Raw genomic sequence first — 16,188 nt, 5'->3', positions numbered from 1 at the left:
CTAGTGTTATCACGCACACTGGTTGTTTAACTCTTTCAGGAGGACTCTCATGCGCAAGCTCCTCGGCGTCGTCGGCGCCGCCTCTCTTGCTTTTACCCTTGCCGCCTGCGGAAGCGACGGCTCCGATAGTGCCGGCGGCGCCAACTATGTTCGCGTTCTGGGCACCGAGCCGCAGCAGGGGCTTATCCCCGCGATGACGAATGAGAACGGTGGCGGACGCATCGTCGACATGCTGTTTTCCGGATTGGTGTACTACGACGCTGACGGCAACGTGCACAACGAGATGGCCGAGTCCATTGACAAGGAAGGGGACAAGACTTACAAGGTCACGCTCAAGCCGGACCTGAAGTTCTCCGATGGCTCCGCCGTAACCGCGGCTACTTTCGTCGATACGTGGAACTACGCTGTAGCCAACGAACAGCTCAATGAGAGCTTCTTCTCCTCCATTAAGGGCTACGGTGAAGGCGTCAAAGAAATGGAGGGCCTCAAGGTCATCGATGAGCGCACCTTCACCATCGAGCTCACCCAACCGGAAAGCGACTTTCCGAGCCGCTTAGGTTACAACGCGTACTTCCCGGTGCCTGCGGCCGCACTGGAGGACCCACAGGCTTTCGGCGAGACCCCGGTGTCCAACGGTCCGTACAAGATCAAGGAATGGAACCACAACCAGAACCTGATCATCGAGCCGAACCCGGAGTATAAGGGCGACCGCGCAGCGCAGAACGACGGCATCGAATTCGCCTTCTACGCCGACTCTAGTGCTGCGTACATGGACCTGCTGGCGAATAACCTCGATGTGCTCGAAGCCATTCCTTCATCCGCTTTCGGCAGCTATGAGCAGGACCTGGCCGGCCGCGAGGAGACCAAGCCGGCTGCCACCTACCTGGAGATGTCCATCCACGTAGAAACGCCTCATTTCAGTGGGGAAGAGGGCACGCTGCGACGCAAGGCAATCTCGATGGCCATCAACCGTGAGGAGATCGCGGAGACCATCTTCCATGGCACCCGCACCCCGGCCCGGGAGTTCACCTCACCGGTGCTGAACGGGTACAACGACAGCCTGCCGGGTTCGGAGAACCTGGACTATAACCCGGAGGAAGCCAAGAAGCTGTGGGCGGAGGCCGACAAGAAGTACGGTGCTTTTGAAGGCACGTTCCCGATCAACTATAACACCGATGGTGACAACAAGGACTGGGCTGATGCGGTGGCTAACAGCATCAGCAACGCGCTGGGAATCCAGGCCGTGGGCAACCCTTACCCGGACTTCAAGTCCTTCCGCGATGCCTACCGCACCGAGCGTATGGACGGCGCCTACCGCACGGCGTGGTTCGCCGACTATCCCTCGATGGGTAACTTCCTTGGGCCAAACTTTACCACGGGCGTAGCTTCGAATGACTCGAAGTACTCCAACCCGGAATTCGATGAACTGATTGTGAAGGCCAACGGCGCCGCGAACGAGGAGGAAGCCGCGAAGCTCTACAACCAGGCACAGGAGCTGCTGCTGCGTGACCTTCCCTCCATCCCGCTGTTCTACCCGAACGTGGTCGGCGGGTGGTCGGAGAACGTCCAGGACGTGACATTCAACTGGAAGTCCCTGCCGGTGTACTACGCGGTGAAGAAGAACTAGGGATCTGGTCCTACAGACACACCGCAATATGACTAAAGTGCGGAGGCATGACCTCCGTACTTTTTCTTTGCAATACCAACCGGGGCAAGTCTCAGATGGCGGCTGCCTTAGCTAGGAAGCATGCGCCCGATTGGGAAGTTCACTCCGCAGGCGTAAAGACCACTGAACAGCACCGTGAGCAGGGGGTGAACGCCGAGGCGCAGGCTTCCCTTGCAAAGGTCGGAGCGGACATGGAAGGTACGCCGACGCTGCTTGATGCCGGCCTCGCGTCTTCGGTGGATCACGTCATTATCGTCGGTGATGCCGACTACGACGGAGTGGCTGAGCGTTGGGAGATTGAGGACCCGTCCGTGCGTGGTCTAGAGGGAGAAGAGCGTATGGATGCGCTGCGCGATGACATTGATGCTCGCGTAAGAGCTTTCCTTGATGGTCACGCGCAGGACTGAAAACTGAAACTGCCCGAGTTGCCAAAACTAGGGGCTGGAATTCGATCCCAGCGGTGATCTTTGGCAACTCGGGCAGTTGTATTTTGAGAAACTAGCCACGGAAGGCGTACCACTGCACCGAGTTGGCCGGCAGGTGCAGCTGGACGGGGTTGCCTTCGGAGCGCACGCGGTGGGCAAGGTCGTTGCCAGCGCCTTGGTAGACGGCGTCGTCTGTGTTGATGAGCAGCTCCCACTCGCCATCGCGCGGCACCCAGAGGTCATAGTTGGGCACCGAGCTGCCGGAGAAGTTGCACACCGCCAGAAGCGCGGAGCCGTCCTTGCCGTAGCGCACGTAGCCGAGCATGTTGTTATTGGCGTCGTCAGCCTTGACCCACTGGAAGCCAGCCTGGGTAAAGTCCTGAGTCCACAGGGCCGGCTGTTGCTTGTACACCGCGTTGAGGTCGCGCACCAGGCGCTTAATGCCGTGGTGCCACTCGTTGCCCCAGCCCTCCAAATTGGACCAGTCCACGGAGTGCCCCTCTGCCCATTCGGTGGTCTGGCCAAACTCCTGGCCCATGAACATTAGCTGCTTGCCCGGGTGGGAGAACATGTAGCCATACAGTGCGCGCAGGCCCGCGGCCTTGTTCCAGTCATCGCCCGGCATGCGCTCCCACAAGGAGCCCTTGCCGTGGACCACCTCGTCGTGGCTAAAGGGGAGCACGTAGCGCTCCGAATAGGCGTAGACCATGGAGAAGGTGAGCTCACCGTGGTGGTAGCGGCGGTGAATCGGCTCGTGCTTGAAGTACTCCAAGGTGTCGTTCATCCAGCCCATGTTCCACTTCAGGCTAAAGCCCAGTCCGCCCTCATGCGTCGGGGCGGTTACGCCTGGCCAGGAGGTGGACTCTTCCGCGATGGTCAGCACGCCCGGGTGGGTGCGGTTCAGGGTGGCGTTGGTTTCCTGGAGGAATTGGACGGCCTCAAGGTTCTCGCGCCCGCCGTAGATATTGGGCAGCCATTCCTCGCGGGAGTAGTCCAGGTAGAGCATGGAAGCAACGGCGTCGACTCGCAGGCCATCCACGTGGAACTCCTCAGCCCAGTACAGGGCGTTAGCCACGAGGAAATTGCGCACCTCGTTGCGGCCGAAATCGAAGACGTACGTGCCCCAGTCAGCCTGTTCGCCGCGGCGCGGATCCGGGTGCTCGTAGAGTGCCTGCCCATCGAAGCGGCCCAGCGCCCACTCATCCTTGGGGAAGTGCGCGGGAACCCAGTCAACGAAGACGCCGATGCCTGCCTTGTGCAGGTCGTTGATGAGCGCGCGTAGCTCGTCCGGGGTGCCCCAGCGCGCGGAGGGAGCGTAGTAGCCGGAGACCTGGTAGCCCCAGGATCCACCGAAGGGGTGCTCGGCTACAGGTAGCAGTTCCACGTGGGTAAAGCCATGCTCCAACAGGTAGGGGATGAGCTCTTCGCGCAAGGTGTTGTAGTTAGCACCCACCTTCCAGGAACCGACGTGAAGTTCGTAGACGCTCATCGGGACGTCGAGGTCGCCGTTGCGCTTGCTCATCCACTCCTCGTCGCTCCACTCGAAGCTGGAGCGGGCCACCACGGAGGCGGTCTCCGGCGGGGCGATGGTGCGCTTGGCCAGGGGGTCGGCCTTGTCAATGCGCGGGGAGTTCTTGCCATGGACCGCGAACTTATAGCGCTCGCCCTCGCCTACACCCGGGATGAAAACCTCCCAAATGCCCGTGGAGCCGAGGCAACGCATGGGGTACTGGGTAGGGTTCCAACCGCAGAAGTCACCGACCACGGCCACGCCTTCCGCGTTGGGTGCCCACACGGCAAACGCCGTTCCTTCGACCTCACCCAAGTCGGTGGTGTAGCTCTTGAGGTTGGCGCCCAAGACCTCCCAGAGGCGCTCGTGGCGGCCTTCGCCAATGAGGTGCTGATCCAGGGTGCCCAGGGTAGGCAGGAAGTGGTAGCCGTCCGCTACCTCGACGGCGGGCTGGCCCGGGTAGGTGATGCGCAGGCGGTAGTCTGCTTCTTCGGCGAGCGAGGCCTCCCAGATATCATCCCCAACCGCGCGCATGGCGAGGGTTTCGGTGGCGGTGACGAGCTCGACGGCTTCGGCACCGGGGCGGCGAGTGCGGACGGTTCCGTCGTGCCACCCATAGAAATCATGGGGCGCGTGGTGGCGGCAGTGGTTGAGGCGTTCGAGGTCTGAGGCCGGGATGTTCATACAGACCAAATTACCGAACAACGCCCGCTCGCGGGGCCTAAAAGAAACCCCGCGCTACCTATGAAGGGGGTACGGGTTCAGCGCGGGGTTTCAGCGGCTTTAAAGCTTAGGCGCGGTAGTCGTTCACCCGGCGCCACGCTATGCGTTCCTGCAGGTCATGGTGGGCCGGCGGGAGGATGAAGATGTGGGCGACGTCACGCAGCGGTTCCAGGCGCACGAAGTTACGGTCGGACCACTCGTAGGCAGCTCCACTGATGGTGTCCTGCACCGTGAAGTGATCGCCCGGGTGGCGGCCCACGGCGGCAAGATCCAGGAAGACTGTGGCCTCCTGTGCATTGCGCGGATCCAGGTTGACCACCACGAGCACCACGTTGCCGGTGGTGGGATCAGCCTTGGAGTAGGCAATGATGGCCTCGTTATCGGTGTTGTGGAAGCGCAGCGTGCGCAGTTGCTGGAGGGCCGGGTTCTCGCGGCGGATGAGGTTGAGCAGGCGGATATAGGATTCCAGGGAGTCACCAGACTTGACTGCGGCCTGGAAGTCACGCGGGCGCAGCTCGTACTTCTCCGAATCGAGGTATTCCTCGCTGCCCGGCTTGACTGCTTGGTGCTCGTAGAGCTCGAAGCCGGAGTACACGCCCCACAGCGGGGAGAGCGTGGCCGCCAGGGTGGCGCGGATGGCGAACATGGCGCGCCCGCCGGTCTGCAGGGACTCGTGGAGGATATCCGGGGTATTGACAAAGAGGTTGGGCCGGCAGATATCGGCTTGCTCCACGTGCATCTGCGCGAATTCGGTGAGCTCGTGCTTGGAGGTCTGCCACGTGAAGTAGGTATAGGACTGCGTAAATCCTGCCTTGGCCAGACCGAACAGACGCGGGGCGCGGGTAAAGGCCTCGGAGAGGAAGATGACCTCCGGGTGGGTGATGTGTACCTTGGAGATCAGCCAGTTCCAGAAATTGGCCGGCTTGGTGTGCGGGTTGTCCACGCGGAAGGTGGTGACACCAGCCTCCACCCAAATCATGACGATGCGGTAGATCTCGGCATAGATGGCATCCGGATCGTTATCAAAGTTCAGCGGATAAATGTCCTGGTACTTCTTCGGCGGGTTCTCGGCGTAGGCGATGGTGCCATCGGCCAACACCGTGAAGAACTCCGGGTTGGTCTTGGCCCACGGGTGGTCCGGGGAGGCCTGCAACGCCAAGTCCAGTGCTACCTCCAGGCCCAAGTCGGCGGCCTTCTTGACCAGCTCCTTAAAGTCCTCCATGGTGCCCAGCTCCGGGTGCGTGGTGGAGTGGTCCTGAATGGCCCACGGCGAGCCCACATCACCAGGCTCAGCCACCACCGAGTTGTTGCGGCCCTTGCGGTGCACTTCGCCAATGGGGTGGATGGGAGGGAAGTAGACGGTGTCGAAACCCATGGCAGCCACGCGCTCCAGTGCCTGCGCTGTGGTCTTAAACGTGCCGTGCACGGGGTTACCCTCGTCATCCCACCCGCCGGTCGAGCGCGGGAAGAGCTCGTACCAGGAGTTGTAGAGGGCATCGCGGCGCTCTACCAGGACCTCGTGGATGTCACCTTCGACCAGCAGGTGGCGCAGCGGGTGGTGGTGGAGGATCTCGGCGACCTCCTCGGAGAGCGCGGTACGCACGCGCTTGTCGACGTCCACCGTGTCATCCTTGAGCTCTTTCGACGCCTGAAAGAGCAGCTCCGCCTTATCGCTCGGGCACTGGATGGCCGCCTCCTCGAAGAGCTCGGCGCCGTGCAACAGATCGTTGCTGAGCTCCTGTGCGGATTGCCCCGCCTCCATCTTCTTGATCACCGCGTTGCGCCACGTGGACATCGGATCCGACCAGGCATCGATGCGGAAGAACCAACGCCCGGGAGTCGCCGGAGTAAACACCCCGTGGACTCGGTCCTGGTCTTCCGGGTCCACGGTCATGGTCACGGCGGAGGTGGACGGGGATTCGGTGTTCCACACCGACAGCGTCGCGGCGACGGCATCGTGGCCCTCGCGCCACACCAGCGCGGTGACAGGAACAACCTCTCCGACTACGGCCTTCGAGGCGGCATTACCGGAGAGGGAGGGGCGGACATCGTCGATACCAAGGCGTTGAGTCATGCCCATAGAATAATGCAGCTGTGTCAGTTTCACCGGGGAAGGAGGATATCGGCCACAATGGTGCGTGTGAACACTCCAGAGCAATTGAGCCAGCAAGACCCTGAACTGATGGAAACCGACGAGGATTGGTTGATTGACTTCCGCGGCGTCGAGCTACGACGCGGCGGGCGCACGCTGGTCGGGCCCGTCGACTGGCAGGTGGAGCTCGATGAGCGTTGGGTCATCATCGGCCCCAATGGCGCGGGCAAGACCTCCCTGGTGCGCATGGCCGCCGCCGAAGAATTCCCGTCCGCTGGCGTGGCTTTCCTCATGGGTGAGCGCCTGGGCAAAACGGATATGCGCGATCTGCGCGCCGCCATTGGCATCTCTTCCGCTGCCGTCCAGCACCGCATCCCGGACAACGAGCGCGTGGATGATCTCGTCGTGTCTGCTGGCTATGCGGTCCTCGGCCGCTGGCGTGAGGACTACCAAGACATGGACTTCTCCCGTGCCGACGAGATCTTGGAACAAGTCGGCGCCGCACACCTTGCAGAGCGGACCTGGGGCACGCTCTCCGAGGGAGAAAAGAAGCGCGTCATCCTCGCCCGCGCGCTCATGGCTAACCCGGAGCTGCTCATCCTGGATGAGCCCTCCGCGGGCATGGACTTGGGCGGCCGTGAGGACCTCGTGGGCTACTTGGGGGACCTAGCACTCGATGCGGATGCCCCGGCGATTGTCATGATTACCCACCACGTGGAGGAAATCCCTTACGGATTTACCCATGCGATGCTCCTGGATGAGGGTAAGGTCGTGGCCAAAGGACTCATTAACTCTGTCCTGACGTCGGAAAACCTTTCCAAGGCCTTCCACCAACCTATCCAGGTGGATCGCATCGGGGAGAGGTACTTCGCCCGACGAGTCCGCTAACCCCTAGTACATATCTCTCAGTACAAAACCTCAGTACACACCCTCGACGTATACCTCTCGAATTCTGCCCCCCAGCCTGCAGACACGGAAAGTTGCATGAGTCAGTCCATCCACGACAGCCTTGACGCCATCGACCCTGGCGAAACAACGGGCTTTAACGGGGCACGTCTGGCCGCTACTGTCCTCTTGTTGCGCGATACGGCCGAGGGGCTGCGCGTGTGGATCCAAGAACGCGTGCGCACCATGCGCAACTACCCCGGCCACGTCGTCTTTCCCGGCGGCGGGGTAGACCCGCGTGACTTCCCGCCCCGAACCTGGGACTCTGGCGAACTGTGGGCAGGCCGCTCAGTGGTGTCCATGGCACGCCGCATGGGCGTAACCAAGTACAAGGCACACGCCCTTGTCTTCGCCGCCGCCCGGGAGCTTTTCGAGGAGGCCGGCACGCTGTTAGCCATCCGCGAGGACGGCTTGGTCTCCGACGCCTCTCGTTACCACCGCGAGCGCGAGCTGCTAGAAACCCACGAGATTTCCTTCACCGAGTTCCTTGAGCACAACGGCATGCGTGTCGACGCCGACATGCTGCTGCCTTGGTCCCGCTGGGCCGGCGAAGATAACAACCACTGGTTCGACACCTTCTTCTTTATCGGTGTACTGCCCGAGGGCCAAGAACCCGATGGGGATACGGGCGAAGCCGATGACGCCGGCTGGTTCGACCCCCAACTGGTCCTCGACGGATGGCGCGCCGGGCTGGTGCGCCTGGCCATCCCGACGTGGGCGCAGCTCAAGCGCCTCACGTCCTATTCCAGCGTTAAAGAGGTTTTAGATGATGCCTCTTTCTCCGACTTACGCCCAATTATCGGCGACCCGCGCGATGACGAGCGCTACCGCGAATACTTCACCACTTTTCCCGTCGACCGAATTTAATCCACCCCTGAAGAAACCTGCATGAGCTACACCCTGGACGAAGTTGCCTTCCTATGCGAGCACGCCGCCGCGATCGACGCCGCCGCAGCAGACCTGGAGGGGACCAAGAAGGCGCACCTGCGGGACGTCGCCAAGCTGCAGGCCCACTTTGGTGACTACGGGCGTGCCGTGGCCGAACTCATCCAAGCCCGCAGCTCCGGAAAGCTGCCGGGGCAGTGGCTCATGGACCACGACTCCGCCCAACAAGCCACTCCACCCGCAGTGGCGGCTTATCGCGCGCAGTTCCTTCAGGAACGCAACGTGGACATGGTCCACGACCTCACGTGTTCTATCGGCACCGAGGGGCAGGCTTATCGTCCCGGTGCTTATGTGGGCAGCGACCTGGACGCCTCACGCGTAGCCATGGCGCAGCACAACATTGAGCATCCCGTCTTTCGCGCTGATGCTCTGACCACCACGACCACCGCCGAAGTCTGCATCGCCGACCCCGCCCGGCGCCAAGGCGGCAACCGCATTACCCGCCTGGACCAACTTCTGCCCCCGCCAGCAGATCTGCTGGCCACCCACAGCGAGATGGCCATCAAATGCGCACCCGGCATCGACCACTCCGAATGGGAAGGCCTAGCCTGCGTAGTCAGCCTTGACGGAGGGGTGAAGGAAACCTGCCTGTACACCCCAGGCCTGGGAACAGGGAAAAGGGCAGTGGTCCTCAGTACCACGCCAGATGGAATCCACACGGACGTCATCGACGACGTCGCAGAGCACGAGCTACCTGAGGCCGGCCCCATCGGCCGCTTCCTCATCGACCCCGACGGCGCCATCGTGCGCGCCGGGCTGGTGCGCCACTACGCCGCGCGGGAAGGCCTGCACCAACTGGACCCGCGCATTGCTTACCTCACCGGTGACCGCCTGCCTCACGGCACGTCCGGATTTGAATTCATCGAGATGGTCCCCATGAAGAAGCTCAAGGCGGCTATGGCGGCTCACGACGTTGGCTCGCTGGAAATCCTGGTACGCGGGCAAGACGTGAACCCGGATCAGCTGCGCAAGAAGCTCAAGTTGAAGGGGTCGACCGCCAAGACGCTCGTGGTCACACGCATTGGAACGAAGGGAGTCGCGGTGTTGTGCGGACCGCGAGTAGTATCGACCGAAGGTAATTACGCACCCTAATAGTTTCAAAATTTACGGAAGGGGAAGTGCCCACATGCCAGTCATTGTGGCTCTGGTCAAGCACGTACCGGATACGTGGTCAACGAAGACCCTGGAGGCGGACCACACGTTGGACCGCACCTCGGTGGATAACGTCATCGATGAGGTCAACGAGTACTCCGTCGAGCAGGCACTGCGCCTGCGCGACGATAACGCCGACGCCGGCTACGAGGTCGTCGCACTCACCATGGGCCCGGCCGCTGCCGATGAGGCCCTGCGCAAGGCCCTGGCCATGGGCGCGGATCACGCCGTGCACGTGACGGATGACGCCCTCGCTGGCGCCGACGCCCTGGCCACCGCCTGGGTTCTTAACGCCGCCATCAACAAGGTGGCCGAGAAGTTCGGCGAGGTCCAGGTCATCACCCTGGGCAATAACTCCTCGGATGCCTCCACCGGTCTCATTGCCGGCCTGCTGGCCGAGTACCGTCAGCTGCCCGCGCTCACTGAGCTCAAGGCAGCCTCCCTGGCCGGCGCCACCGCCACCGGTACCCGTGAAGATGTCCACGGCCACTGGGAACTCAGCGCCAACCTGCCGGCCATCCTGTCCTTTACGGACAAGGCCGACAAGCCGCGTTTCCCCAACTTCAAGGGCCTGATGGCCGCCAAGAAGGCTGAGGTCACCACGCTCGCCGTGGCCGACCTGGGCATTGATGGCGTGCCGTCCACCACCACGGTTACCGCCTCCGCGCAGCGCCCGGCCCGTACCGCCGGTGAGGTCATCACGGATACTGATCCGGCCGTGGCTGCCGCCAAGGTCGCGGACTTCCTGGCCGCCAAGAATCTCATCGAGGGTTAAAGGAGAAAAATTATGTCTCACGTTTATGTCCTAGTTGAGCACGAAGCAGAGCAGCTGAGCCCCGTCACTGGTGAGCTCATCACCGCCGCCCGCGCACTTGGTACCGTCTCCGCCGTCGTCGTGGCGAAGGATGCCGCTACCGCCGCCTCCTTCGATGCCGAGTTGGGTAATTTCGGTGCAGCCCAGGTAGTGCAGGCGACCGCCGCGGACTATGAGCAGCGCATCGTCACCCCGGAGGTCGACGCCCTCCACGCCCTGGCCGCCAATAACCCGGCGCCCATCGTGCTGGCTGCGACTCCGACTAACAACGAGATCGCCGGCCGCCTCGCCGCCCGCCTGGGCTCGGGCGCCCTGGTCAACGTCGACGGCATCAATGCTGATGGCTCCGCGCACCACACCATCTTCGGCGGCTCCTACGAGACCTCCTCCACGGCCACTGGTTCCGTGGTTTACACTCTGCGCCCTGGCTCCGTGGCTGCCGAACCCCAGCCGGTCACCGCGGCACCCGCTCCCTTCGAGCTGCCCGCCGCCACCGTGAAGGACGTCACCGTCACCTCCTTCACTCCGGCAGAGAAGACCGCCCGTCCGGAGCTGACCTCCGCGAAGGTCGTCGTCGCCGGTGGCCGCGGCGTGGGCGATAAGTTCGCCGACGTGGTGGAGCCGCTTGCCGACGTCCTCGGTGGCGCCGTCGGCGCCACCCGCGACGCCGTGGACGAAGGTTTCTACGACCCGGCCCACCAGGTGGGCCAGACCGGCGTGACCGTCTCCCCGAAGCTCTACATCGGCCTCGGCATCTCCGGCGCCATCCAGCACACCTCAGGCATGCAGACCTCGGAGACTATCGTCGTGGTTAACCAGGATCAGGACGAGCCTTTCTTCCAGATCGCCGACCTCGGTGTGGTGGGCGACCTCCACGAGATCGCCCCGGCGCTGGTCTCCGAGCTTGAGTCCCGCAAGGGGGCCGGCAACTAATGCCTCGCTACCTCGATTACGCAGCTACCCAACCCATGCGCCAGTGCGCCATCGACGCATGGGTCGACGCCGCCGGGTCCCTCAACCCCGGCTCGGCCTATGGCTCCGGGCGTAAGGCACGCTCCGTGCTGGACGACGCCCGCGAGACCGTCGCCGAGCTGCTGGGCTGCGAACCCATCGAGGTAGTCTTCACCTCCTCCGGCACGGAGGCGGATAACATTGCCATCCAGGGTCTTTTCCGTGCTGCGCAAAGCGCAGCACCGGAGGCGGAGAAGCGCATCATCTCGACCCCCATCGAGCACCCCGCCGTCCTTGAGACCGTGGAGAAGCTCCGCGCTGAGCATGGCGCCACCGTGGATCTGCTGCCGGTCGATTCCACCGGCCACATCAGCGACTTAAGCGCCCTGGATACCCCGGCCGCGGTTGCCACCTGCATGTGGGCTAACAACGAGACCGGCGCTATACAGCCGGTCGCGGACATCACTCAGCGCGCCGCCGCGCAGAACACCCCAGTGCACATCGATGCCGTGCAGGTCGCCGGCAAGCTACCCATCAACTTCCATGAGCTGGGTGCCACCACACTCGCTGCCAGCGCCCACAAGTTCGGCGGGCCCCGCGGCATTGGCTTGCTGCTCGCACGCCGTACCCCGGCGCCTCAACCCATCGCCTTCGGCGGCGGCCAGGAGCGCGGCATCCGTCCCGGCACCGTCGACGTCGCGAGTGCGAGCGCGCTCGCCGCGGCCCTGCGCGAGTCCGTCGCGGAAATGGAGCAGGAAGACACCCGCCTGACGGCACTCCGCGACAAGCTCAAGGCCGGCATTGAGGACAGCATCGACAACGTCATCATCAACTCCACCGAGCCCACCTTGGCCTCCCACCTGCACGTGTCCTTCCCGGGTACGGATGGTGACAGCCTCATCATGCTTCTCGACGCCGCCGGTATCGAAGCCTCCGCCGGCTCCGCCTGCCACGCCGGTGTCAACCGCATGTCCCACGTGCTGGAAGCCATGGGCATTGACGAGGAACACGGGCGCGGCAGCCTGCGCTTTAGCCTGGGACGAATGACCACTGAAGAGGACATCGACGTGGTTATCAACGAACTTCCAGAGATTATTCGCCGCGCGCGGTCGGTGTAAACACAACAGCTCCCGGCCAGTACCGACGCCCAAAGACAAAGGCGAGCAAACGCGTTTCGCAATCTTCGGTGTTGTGCCACGGAGCCGATAGCCCATCAGGCACAATGTTGTCATGTCGAAGTTCTCTGAGGTCCTAGAACAGCTGCGTGAAAACCAACCAAAGGCTAAATATGGCATTGCCTTTGAGAAGCTGATGGTCAACTATTTCAAGACCGACCCGACCTTGAAGAACCAATTCGATGAGGTCTACCGCTGGACGGATTGGCGTTACAACGGTGGTAAGGCGGATACCGGCATTGACCTGGTAGCTCGCCGCGTGGATGACGGCACGTGGACCGCCATTCAGTGCAAGTTCTATGACTCCAAGGCACGCATCCAGAAGTCCCACCTGGATTCCTTCTTCGAGGCTTCCGGGCATTCTTTTGACACTGAAGAAGGCCGCCAGCACTTTGGCAGCCGCCTGATCATCTCCACCACGGACCACTGGTCCTCCCACGCGGAGGATGCTCTGGCCAATCAGATTATTCCGACCAGCCGCATTGGCATCTCCGCGATTGCGGAGTCACCCATCAACTGGGACGTGGCCTTCCCTGGCTCGGAGATACGCGATAAGACCATCCAGATCAACCTCTCCCAACGTGAGACTTTTGAGCCCCGCCCGCACCAGCAGGCGGCCATCGACAAAGCCATCGAAGGCTTCAAGACCCATGATCGCGGCAAGCTCATCATGGCCTGCGGCACCGGAAAAACCTTCACCGCGCTGCGCCTAGCGGAGCGCGTTGCTGAGGACAACGGCGGCAAGGCCCGCATCCTCTTCCTCGTGCCGTCCATCTCCTTGCTCTCCCAAACTCTGAAGGAGTGGACCGCCCAGGGCCGCCTCGACATGCGCGCCTTCGCGGTGTGCTCCGATAGCAAGGTTTCCAAGAAGGCCGAAGACATCGCCGTCTACGACCTTGAAGTCCCAGTTTCTACCGAAGGCAAGGACATCACCACGCGCTTTGAATCCGGCAAGCGCGCCAAGGGCCTCAACATCGTCTTCTCCACTTACCAGTCCATCCAGGCGGTGCACGATGCCCAGCAGGTAGGCCTCGATGATTTCGACCTCGTCATCTGCGATGAAGCCCACCGCACCACCGGCATCACCTTGGCCGGGGAGGATGCCAGCAACTTCGTCCGCGTCCACGATGCCGACTACATCAAGGCAGCCAAGCGCCTCTACATGACAGCCACCCCACGCCTTTATGACGAAGCCGTCAAGGGCAAGGCCGAAGAGCACTCCGCGGAGCTGGCCTCCATGGATGATGAAGCCATCTACGGCCCGGAGTTCTACCGCCTTGGCTTCGGCGAGGCCGTGGACAAGGGCCTGCTCACTGACTACAAGGTGCTCGTCATGACCGTGGATGAATCCGTGGCCGCCCAAGCCATGGCCCACAGTGAGAACAACCAGGTCAACCTTTCTCTAGCGTCTGCCATGATTGGCGCCTGGAACGGCCTGGCCAAGCGCTCCGGCGATTTGCAGGGCAAGAAGGGCGGCTTTGAGGAAGACGCCCAGCCCATGCAGCGCGCCGTGGCCTTCGCCAAGGACATCAAGACCTCCCAACTCATTGCGGAGACTTACCCCTCACTCATCGGTACACACCAAGAGTTGCTCAAAGAAAAGGCAGTGCTTAACGACGTCTCCCTCACCAACGTCGACCTAAACGTCGCCGCCCAGCACGTTGATGGCAGCATGAACGCCATGGAGCGCGGCACCAAGCTTTCCTGGCTGGAGGCTCCTTCAGGGGGGGGGGCAACAGTCGCGCATGCTCACCAATGCGCGCTGTCTTTCTGAGGGCGTAGACGTTCCGGCGCTGGACGCCGTCATCTTCTTCAACCCCCGCAACTCCATGGTGGACGTGGTCCAGTCCGTCGGCCGTGTCATGCGCAAGTCCGAAGGCAAGGATTACGGCTACATCATCCTGCCCGTGGCCGTTGCCAGCAACGTCTCCCCAGCAGAAGCACTCAACGACAATCAGCGCTTCAAGGTGGTCTGGCAGATCCTCAACGCGCTGCGCGCCCACGATGATCGCTTCAACGCGAAGATTAACTCGATTGCGCTTAACGGTAAACCCGATGATCTTCCGATCATCCCAATCCCTGTCAATCCGATTCCTGACGATCCAAACGATGCCAAGAAGGAAGAAGACCCTCGGGAGAAGCTCAATAGCAGCGACGCGAATATCGGTGGCGGCGATATTGACGAAGCAGAGCGACGCGGGGATCTCGCTAAACAGATGGCACTGTTTCCGCTGGAACAGTGGCAAGAAGCTATCTACACCAAGCTGGTGGACAAGGTCGGCACCCGCACTTACTGGGAAGACTGGGCCGACGACGTCGCTACCATCGCGGAGAACCAAATCACCCGCATTAGGGCGCTTCTCGACGGCGCCGATGGCTCCCTCCGCACCGAATTCGACAGCTTCGTCGAAGGCCTGCGCAATAACCTCAATGATGGCATCAGCGAAGAAGATGCCATCTCGATGCTCTCGCAGCACCTCATTACGGCACCAGTCTTCAACGCGCTGTTTGAGAACCATGACTTCATCACCCACAACCCCGTGGCCCAAGTCATGGAGAAGATGGTCAAGGCCTTGTCCAAGGCAAACCTCGATACCGAAACCGAGTCCCTGGAAAAGTTCTACGAGTCCGTCCGCGTCCGTGCTTCTGAGGTGAATTCCGCTTCAGGCAAGCAGCAGGTCATCAAGGAGCTTTACGAGCGTTTCTTCCGCAAGGCCTTCAAGAAGCAATCCGAGGCTCTCGGCATCGTTTACACCCCAGTCGAGATTGTCGATTTCATCCTGCGTGCTGCCGACGATGTATCCAAGAAGCACTTTGGCAAGGGATTGACCGATGAGGGAGTGTGCATCCTCGACCCCTTCGCGGGAACCTCTACTTTCACTGTTCGCCTCCTGCAATCCGGTCTTATCAAACCGGAAGACCTCGCCCGCAAGTACGCCAACGAGCTCTTCGCCACGGAAATCATGCTGCTGGCCTACTACGTCTCCGCGGTGAACATTGAGACCACCTACAACGCTCTGCGCGAAGAGGCAGCCCTGCGCAACGGCGAACCTGCACCCGAGTACGTGCCTTTCACCAACATCGCGCTGGCCGATACCTTCCAAATCCACGAAGAAGGTGACATCCCAGACCTCAACATCTTCCGCGAGAACAATGAGACCATCGAGCGTCAGAAGAAAGCACCCATCAACGTGGTGATTGGTAATCCGCCGTACTCAGTTGGTCAAAAATCCGCCAATGACCTCAACGCGAATCAGAAGTATCCAAGTCTAGATGAGCGGATCTCGGAAACTTATGCTGCTAGGTCCACCGCAACAAATAAGAACTCACTTTATGATTCCTACCTTCGTGCCTTCCGTTGGGCAACTGACAGGATTGGAGATCAGGGTGTAGTTATTTTTGTCACGAATAATGGTTGGATTGATGGAAATACCGGTGGCGGTATTCGTTTGTCCATGGCAGAGGATTTCACTGACCTCTACATATTCAACCTGAGGGGTAATTCTCGCACTGCTGGAGATGTCGCGAAGCGGGAAGGGGGAAATGTATTTGATATTCGTGTAGGTATTTCTATTGCTATCGGCGTGAAGAGCGCAAACAAGAAGTCTTTTGAATTGCATTATGCAGCTTCGCCTGACTATGCCTCCAAGGCGCAGAAGATTGAAGATGTGGTTAATGCAACTATCAATAATTTGGGTTGGCAGTCAATTGTTCCTAACAAGGAGGGGGACTGGCTGAATCAGCGGTCGGAGGAGTTTGAGGGCCCTTCCGGTTTTAGAGTGCGTTGATT

10 protein-coding genes and 1 pseudogene are annotated in these 16,188 nt (G+C 61.4%); 9 read left to right on the top strand and 2 right to left on the bottom strand.

All coding sequences use genetic code 11. From position 1 onward, the window contains the following. Positions 1-49 precede the first annotated feature (49 nt). Together HMPREF2565_RS08880 and HMPREF2565_RS08875 are read left to right on the top strand one after the other, a co-directional pair. Positions 50-1,627, top strand: a complete 1,578-nt coding sequence (locus tag HMPREF2565_RS08880) for a peptide ABC transporter substrate-binding protein (RefSeq protein ID WP_070511583.1) — start codon at positions 50-52, stop codon at positions 1,625-1,627. 47 nt (positions 1,628-1,674) lie between these two features. After that, on the top strand, positions 1,675-2,073 hold the full coding sequence (locus HMPREF2565_RS08875; protein ID WP_071407180.1) for an arsenate reductase/protein-tyrosine-phosphatase family protein: 399 nt from the start codon (positions 1,675-1,677) through the stop codon (positions 2,071-2,073). A 91-nt stretch (positions 2,074-2,164) separates the two neighbouring features. Here the strand turns inward: HMPREF2565_RS08875 and glgB are convergent, their stop codons facing one another. Together glgB and HMPREF2565_RS08865 are read right to left on the bottom strand one after the other, a co-directional pair. Continuing rightward, the gene (gene glgB, locus HMPREF2565_RS08870) at positions 2,165-4,285 is read right to left on the bottom strand and encodes a 1,4-alpha-glucan branching protein GlgB (RefSeq protein WP_071407179.1); all 2,121 of its coding nucleotides are present in this window, start codon (positions 4,283-4,285) and stop codon (positions 2,165-2,167) included. A 106-nt stretch (positions 4,286-4,391) separates the two neighbouring features. Then, complete coding sequence (locus HMPREF2565_RS08865) at positions 4,392-6,398, bottom strand: maltotransferase domain-containing protein (protein WP_071407178.1); 2,007 nt, start codon at positions 6,396-6,398, stop codon at positions 4,392-4,394. A 57-nt stretch (positions 6,399-6,455) separates the two neighbouring features. On the opposite strand from HMPREF2565_RS08865, the gene HMPREF2565_RS08860 reads away from it, so the two are divergent. From HMPREF2565_RS08860 to HMPREF2565_RS08830, 7 genes and pseudogenes are all read left to right on the top strand, one after another. Beyond that, positions 6,456-7,304 carry an ABC transporter ATP-binding protein gene (locus HMPREF2565_RS08860; RefSeq protein WP_046648947.1) on the top strand — a complete coding sequence of 283 codons (849 nt, stop codon included), beginning with the start codon at positions 6,456-6,458 and terminating at the stop codon, positions 7,302-7,304. Positions 7,305-7,400: 96 nt separating this feature from the next. Then, a complete protein-coding gene (locus HMPREF2565_RS08855) occupies positions 7,401-8,228 on the top strand; it encodes an NUDIX hydrolase (protein ID WP_049154926.1) in 828 nt (275 codons plus the stop codon). A gap of 21 nt (positions 8,229-8,249) precedes the next feature. After that, complete coding sequence (locus HMPREF2565_RS08850; RefSeq protein WP_070821223.1) at positions 8,250-9,398, top strand: THUMP-like domain-containing protein; 1,149 nt, start codon at positions 8,250-8,252, stop codon at positions 9,396-9,398. A 34-nt stretch (positions 9,399-9,432) separates the two neighbouring features. Next, a complete protein-coding gene (locus HMPREF2565_RS08845; RefSeq protein WP_070511592.1) occupies positions 9,433-10,233 on the top strand; it encodes an electron transfer flavoprotein subunit beta/FixA family protein in 801 nt (266 codons plus the stop codon). Between the two features lie 12 nt (positions 10,234-10,245). Then, entirely contained in the window at positions 10,246-11,205 is a 960-nt protein-coding gene (locus tag HMPREF2565_RS08840) for an electron transfer flavoprotein subunit alpha/FixB family protein (RefSeq protein WP_070511595.1), read from the top strand. Further along, positions 11,205-12,341, top strand: a complete 1,137-nt coding sequence (locus HMPREF2565_RS08835; RefSeq protein WP_070515593.1) for a cysteine desulfurase family protein — start codon at positions 11,205-11,207, stop codon at positions 12,339-12,341. Before HMPREF2565_RS08840 ends, HMPREF2565_RS08835 begins: the two co-directional genes overlap by 1 nt. 112 nt (positions 12,342-12,453) lie before the next feature. Beyond that, a pseudogene (locus HMPREF2565_RS08830) lies at positions 12,454-16,156 on the top strand (DEAD/DEAH box helicase family protein); the annotation flags it as partial. Positions 16,157-16,188: the final 32 nt, after the last annotated feature.

Source organism: Corynebacterium sp. HMSC072A04 (assembly GCF_001809235.1).
GTDB lineage: Bacteria > Actinomycetota > Actinomycetes > Mycobacteriales > Mycobacteriaceae > Corynebacterium > Corynebacterium hiratae.
The sequence above is the reverse complement of the archived record's forward strand: the minus strand, read 5'-3'. Positions and strand labels throughout refer to the sequence as shown.

Coding starts and splice junctions, on each gene's coding strand:
- HMPREF2565_RS08840 (WP_070511595.1), top strand. CDS start 10,246: ATGTCTCACGTTTATGTCCTAGTTGAGCACGAAGCAGAGCAGCTGAGC.
- HMPREF2565_RS08835 (WP_070515593.1), top strand. CDS start 11,205: ATGCCTCGCTACCTCGATTACGCAGCTACCCAACCCATGCGCCAGTGC.
- glgB (WP_071407179.1), bottom strand. CDS start 4,285: ATGAACATCCCGGCCTCAGACCTCGAACGCCTCAACCACTGCCGCCAC.
- HMPREF2565_RS08850 (WP_070821223.1), top strand. CDS start 8,250: ATGAGCTACACCCTGGACGAAGTTGCCTTCCTATGCGAGCACGCCGCC.
- HMPREF2565_RS08880 (WP_070511583.1), top strand. CDS start 50: ATGCGCAAGCTCCTCGGCGTCGTCGGCGCCGCCTCTCTTGCTTTTACC.
- HMPREF2565_RS08855 (WP_049154926.1), top strand. CDS start 7,401: ATGAGTCAGTCCATCCACGACAGCCTTGACGCCATCGACCCTGGCGAA.
- HMPREF2565_RS08865 (WP_071407178.1), bottom strand. CDS start 6,398: ATGACTCAACGCCTTGGTATCGACGATGTCCGCCCCTCCCTCTCCGGT.
- HMPREF2565_RS08860 (WP_046648947.1), top strand. CDS start 6,456: ATGGTGCGTGTGAACACTCCAGAGCAATTGAGCCAGCAAGACCCTGAA.
- HMPREF2565_RS08845 (WP_070511592.1), top strand. CDS start 9,433: ATGCCAGTCATTGTGGCTCTGGTCAAGCACGTACCGGATACGTGGTCA.
- HMPREF2565_RS08875 (WP_071407180.1), top strand. CDS start 1,675: ATGACCTCCGTACTTTTTCTTTGCAATACCAACCGGGGCAAGTCTCAG.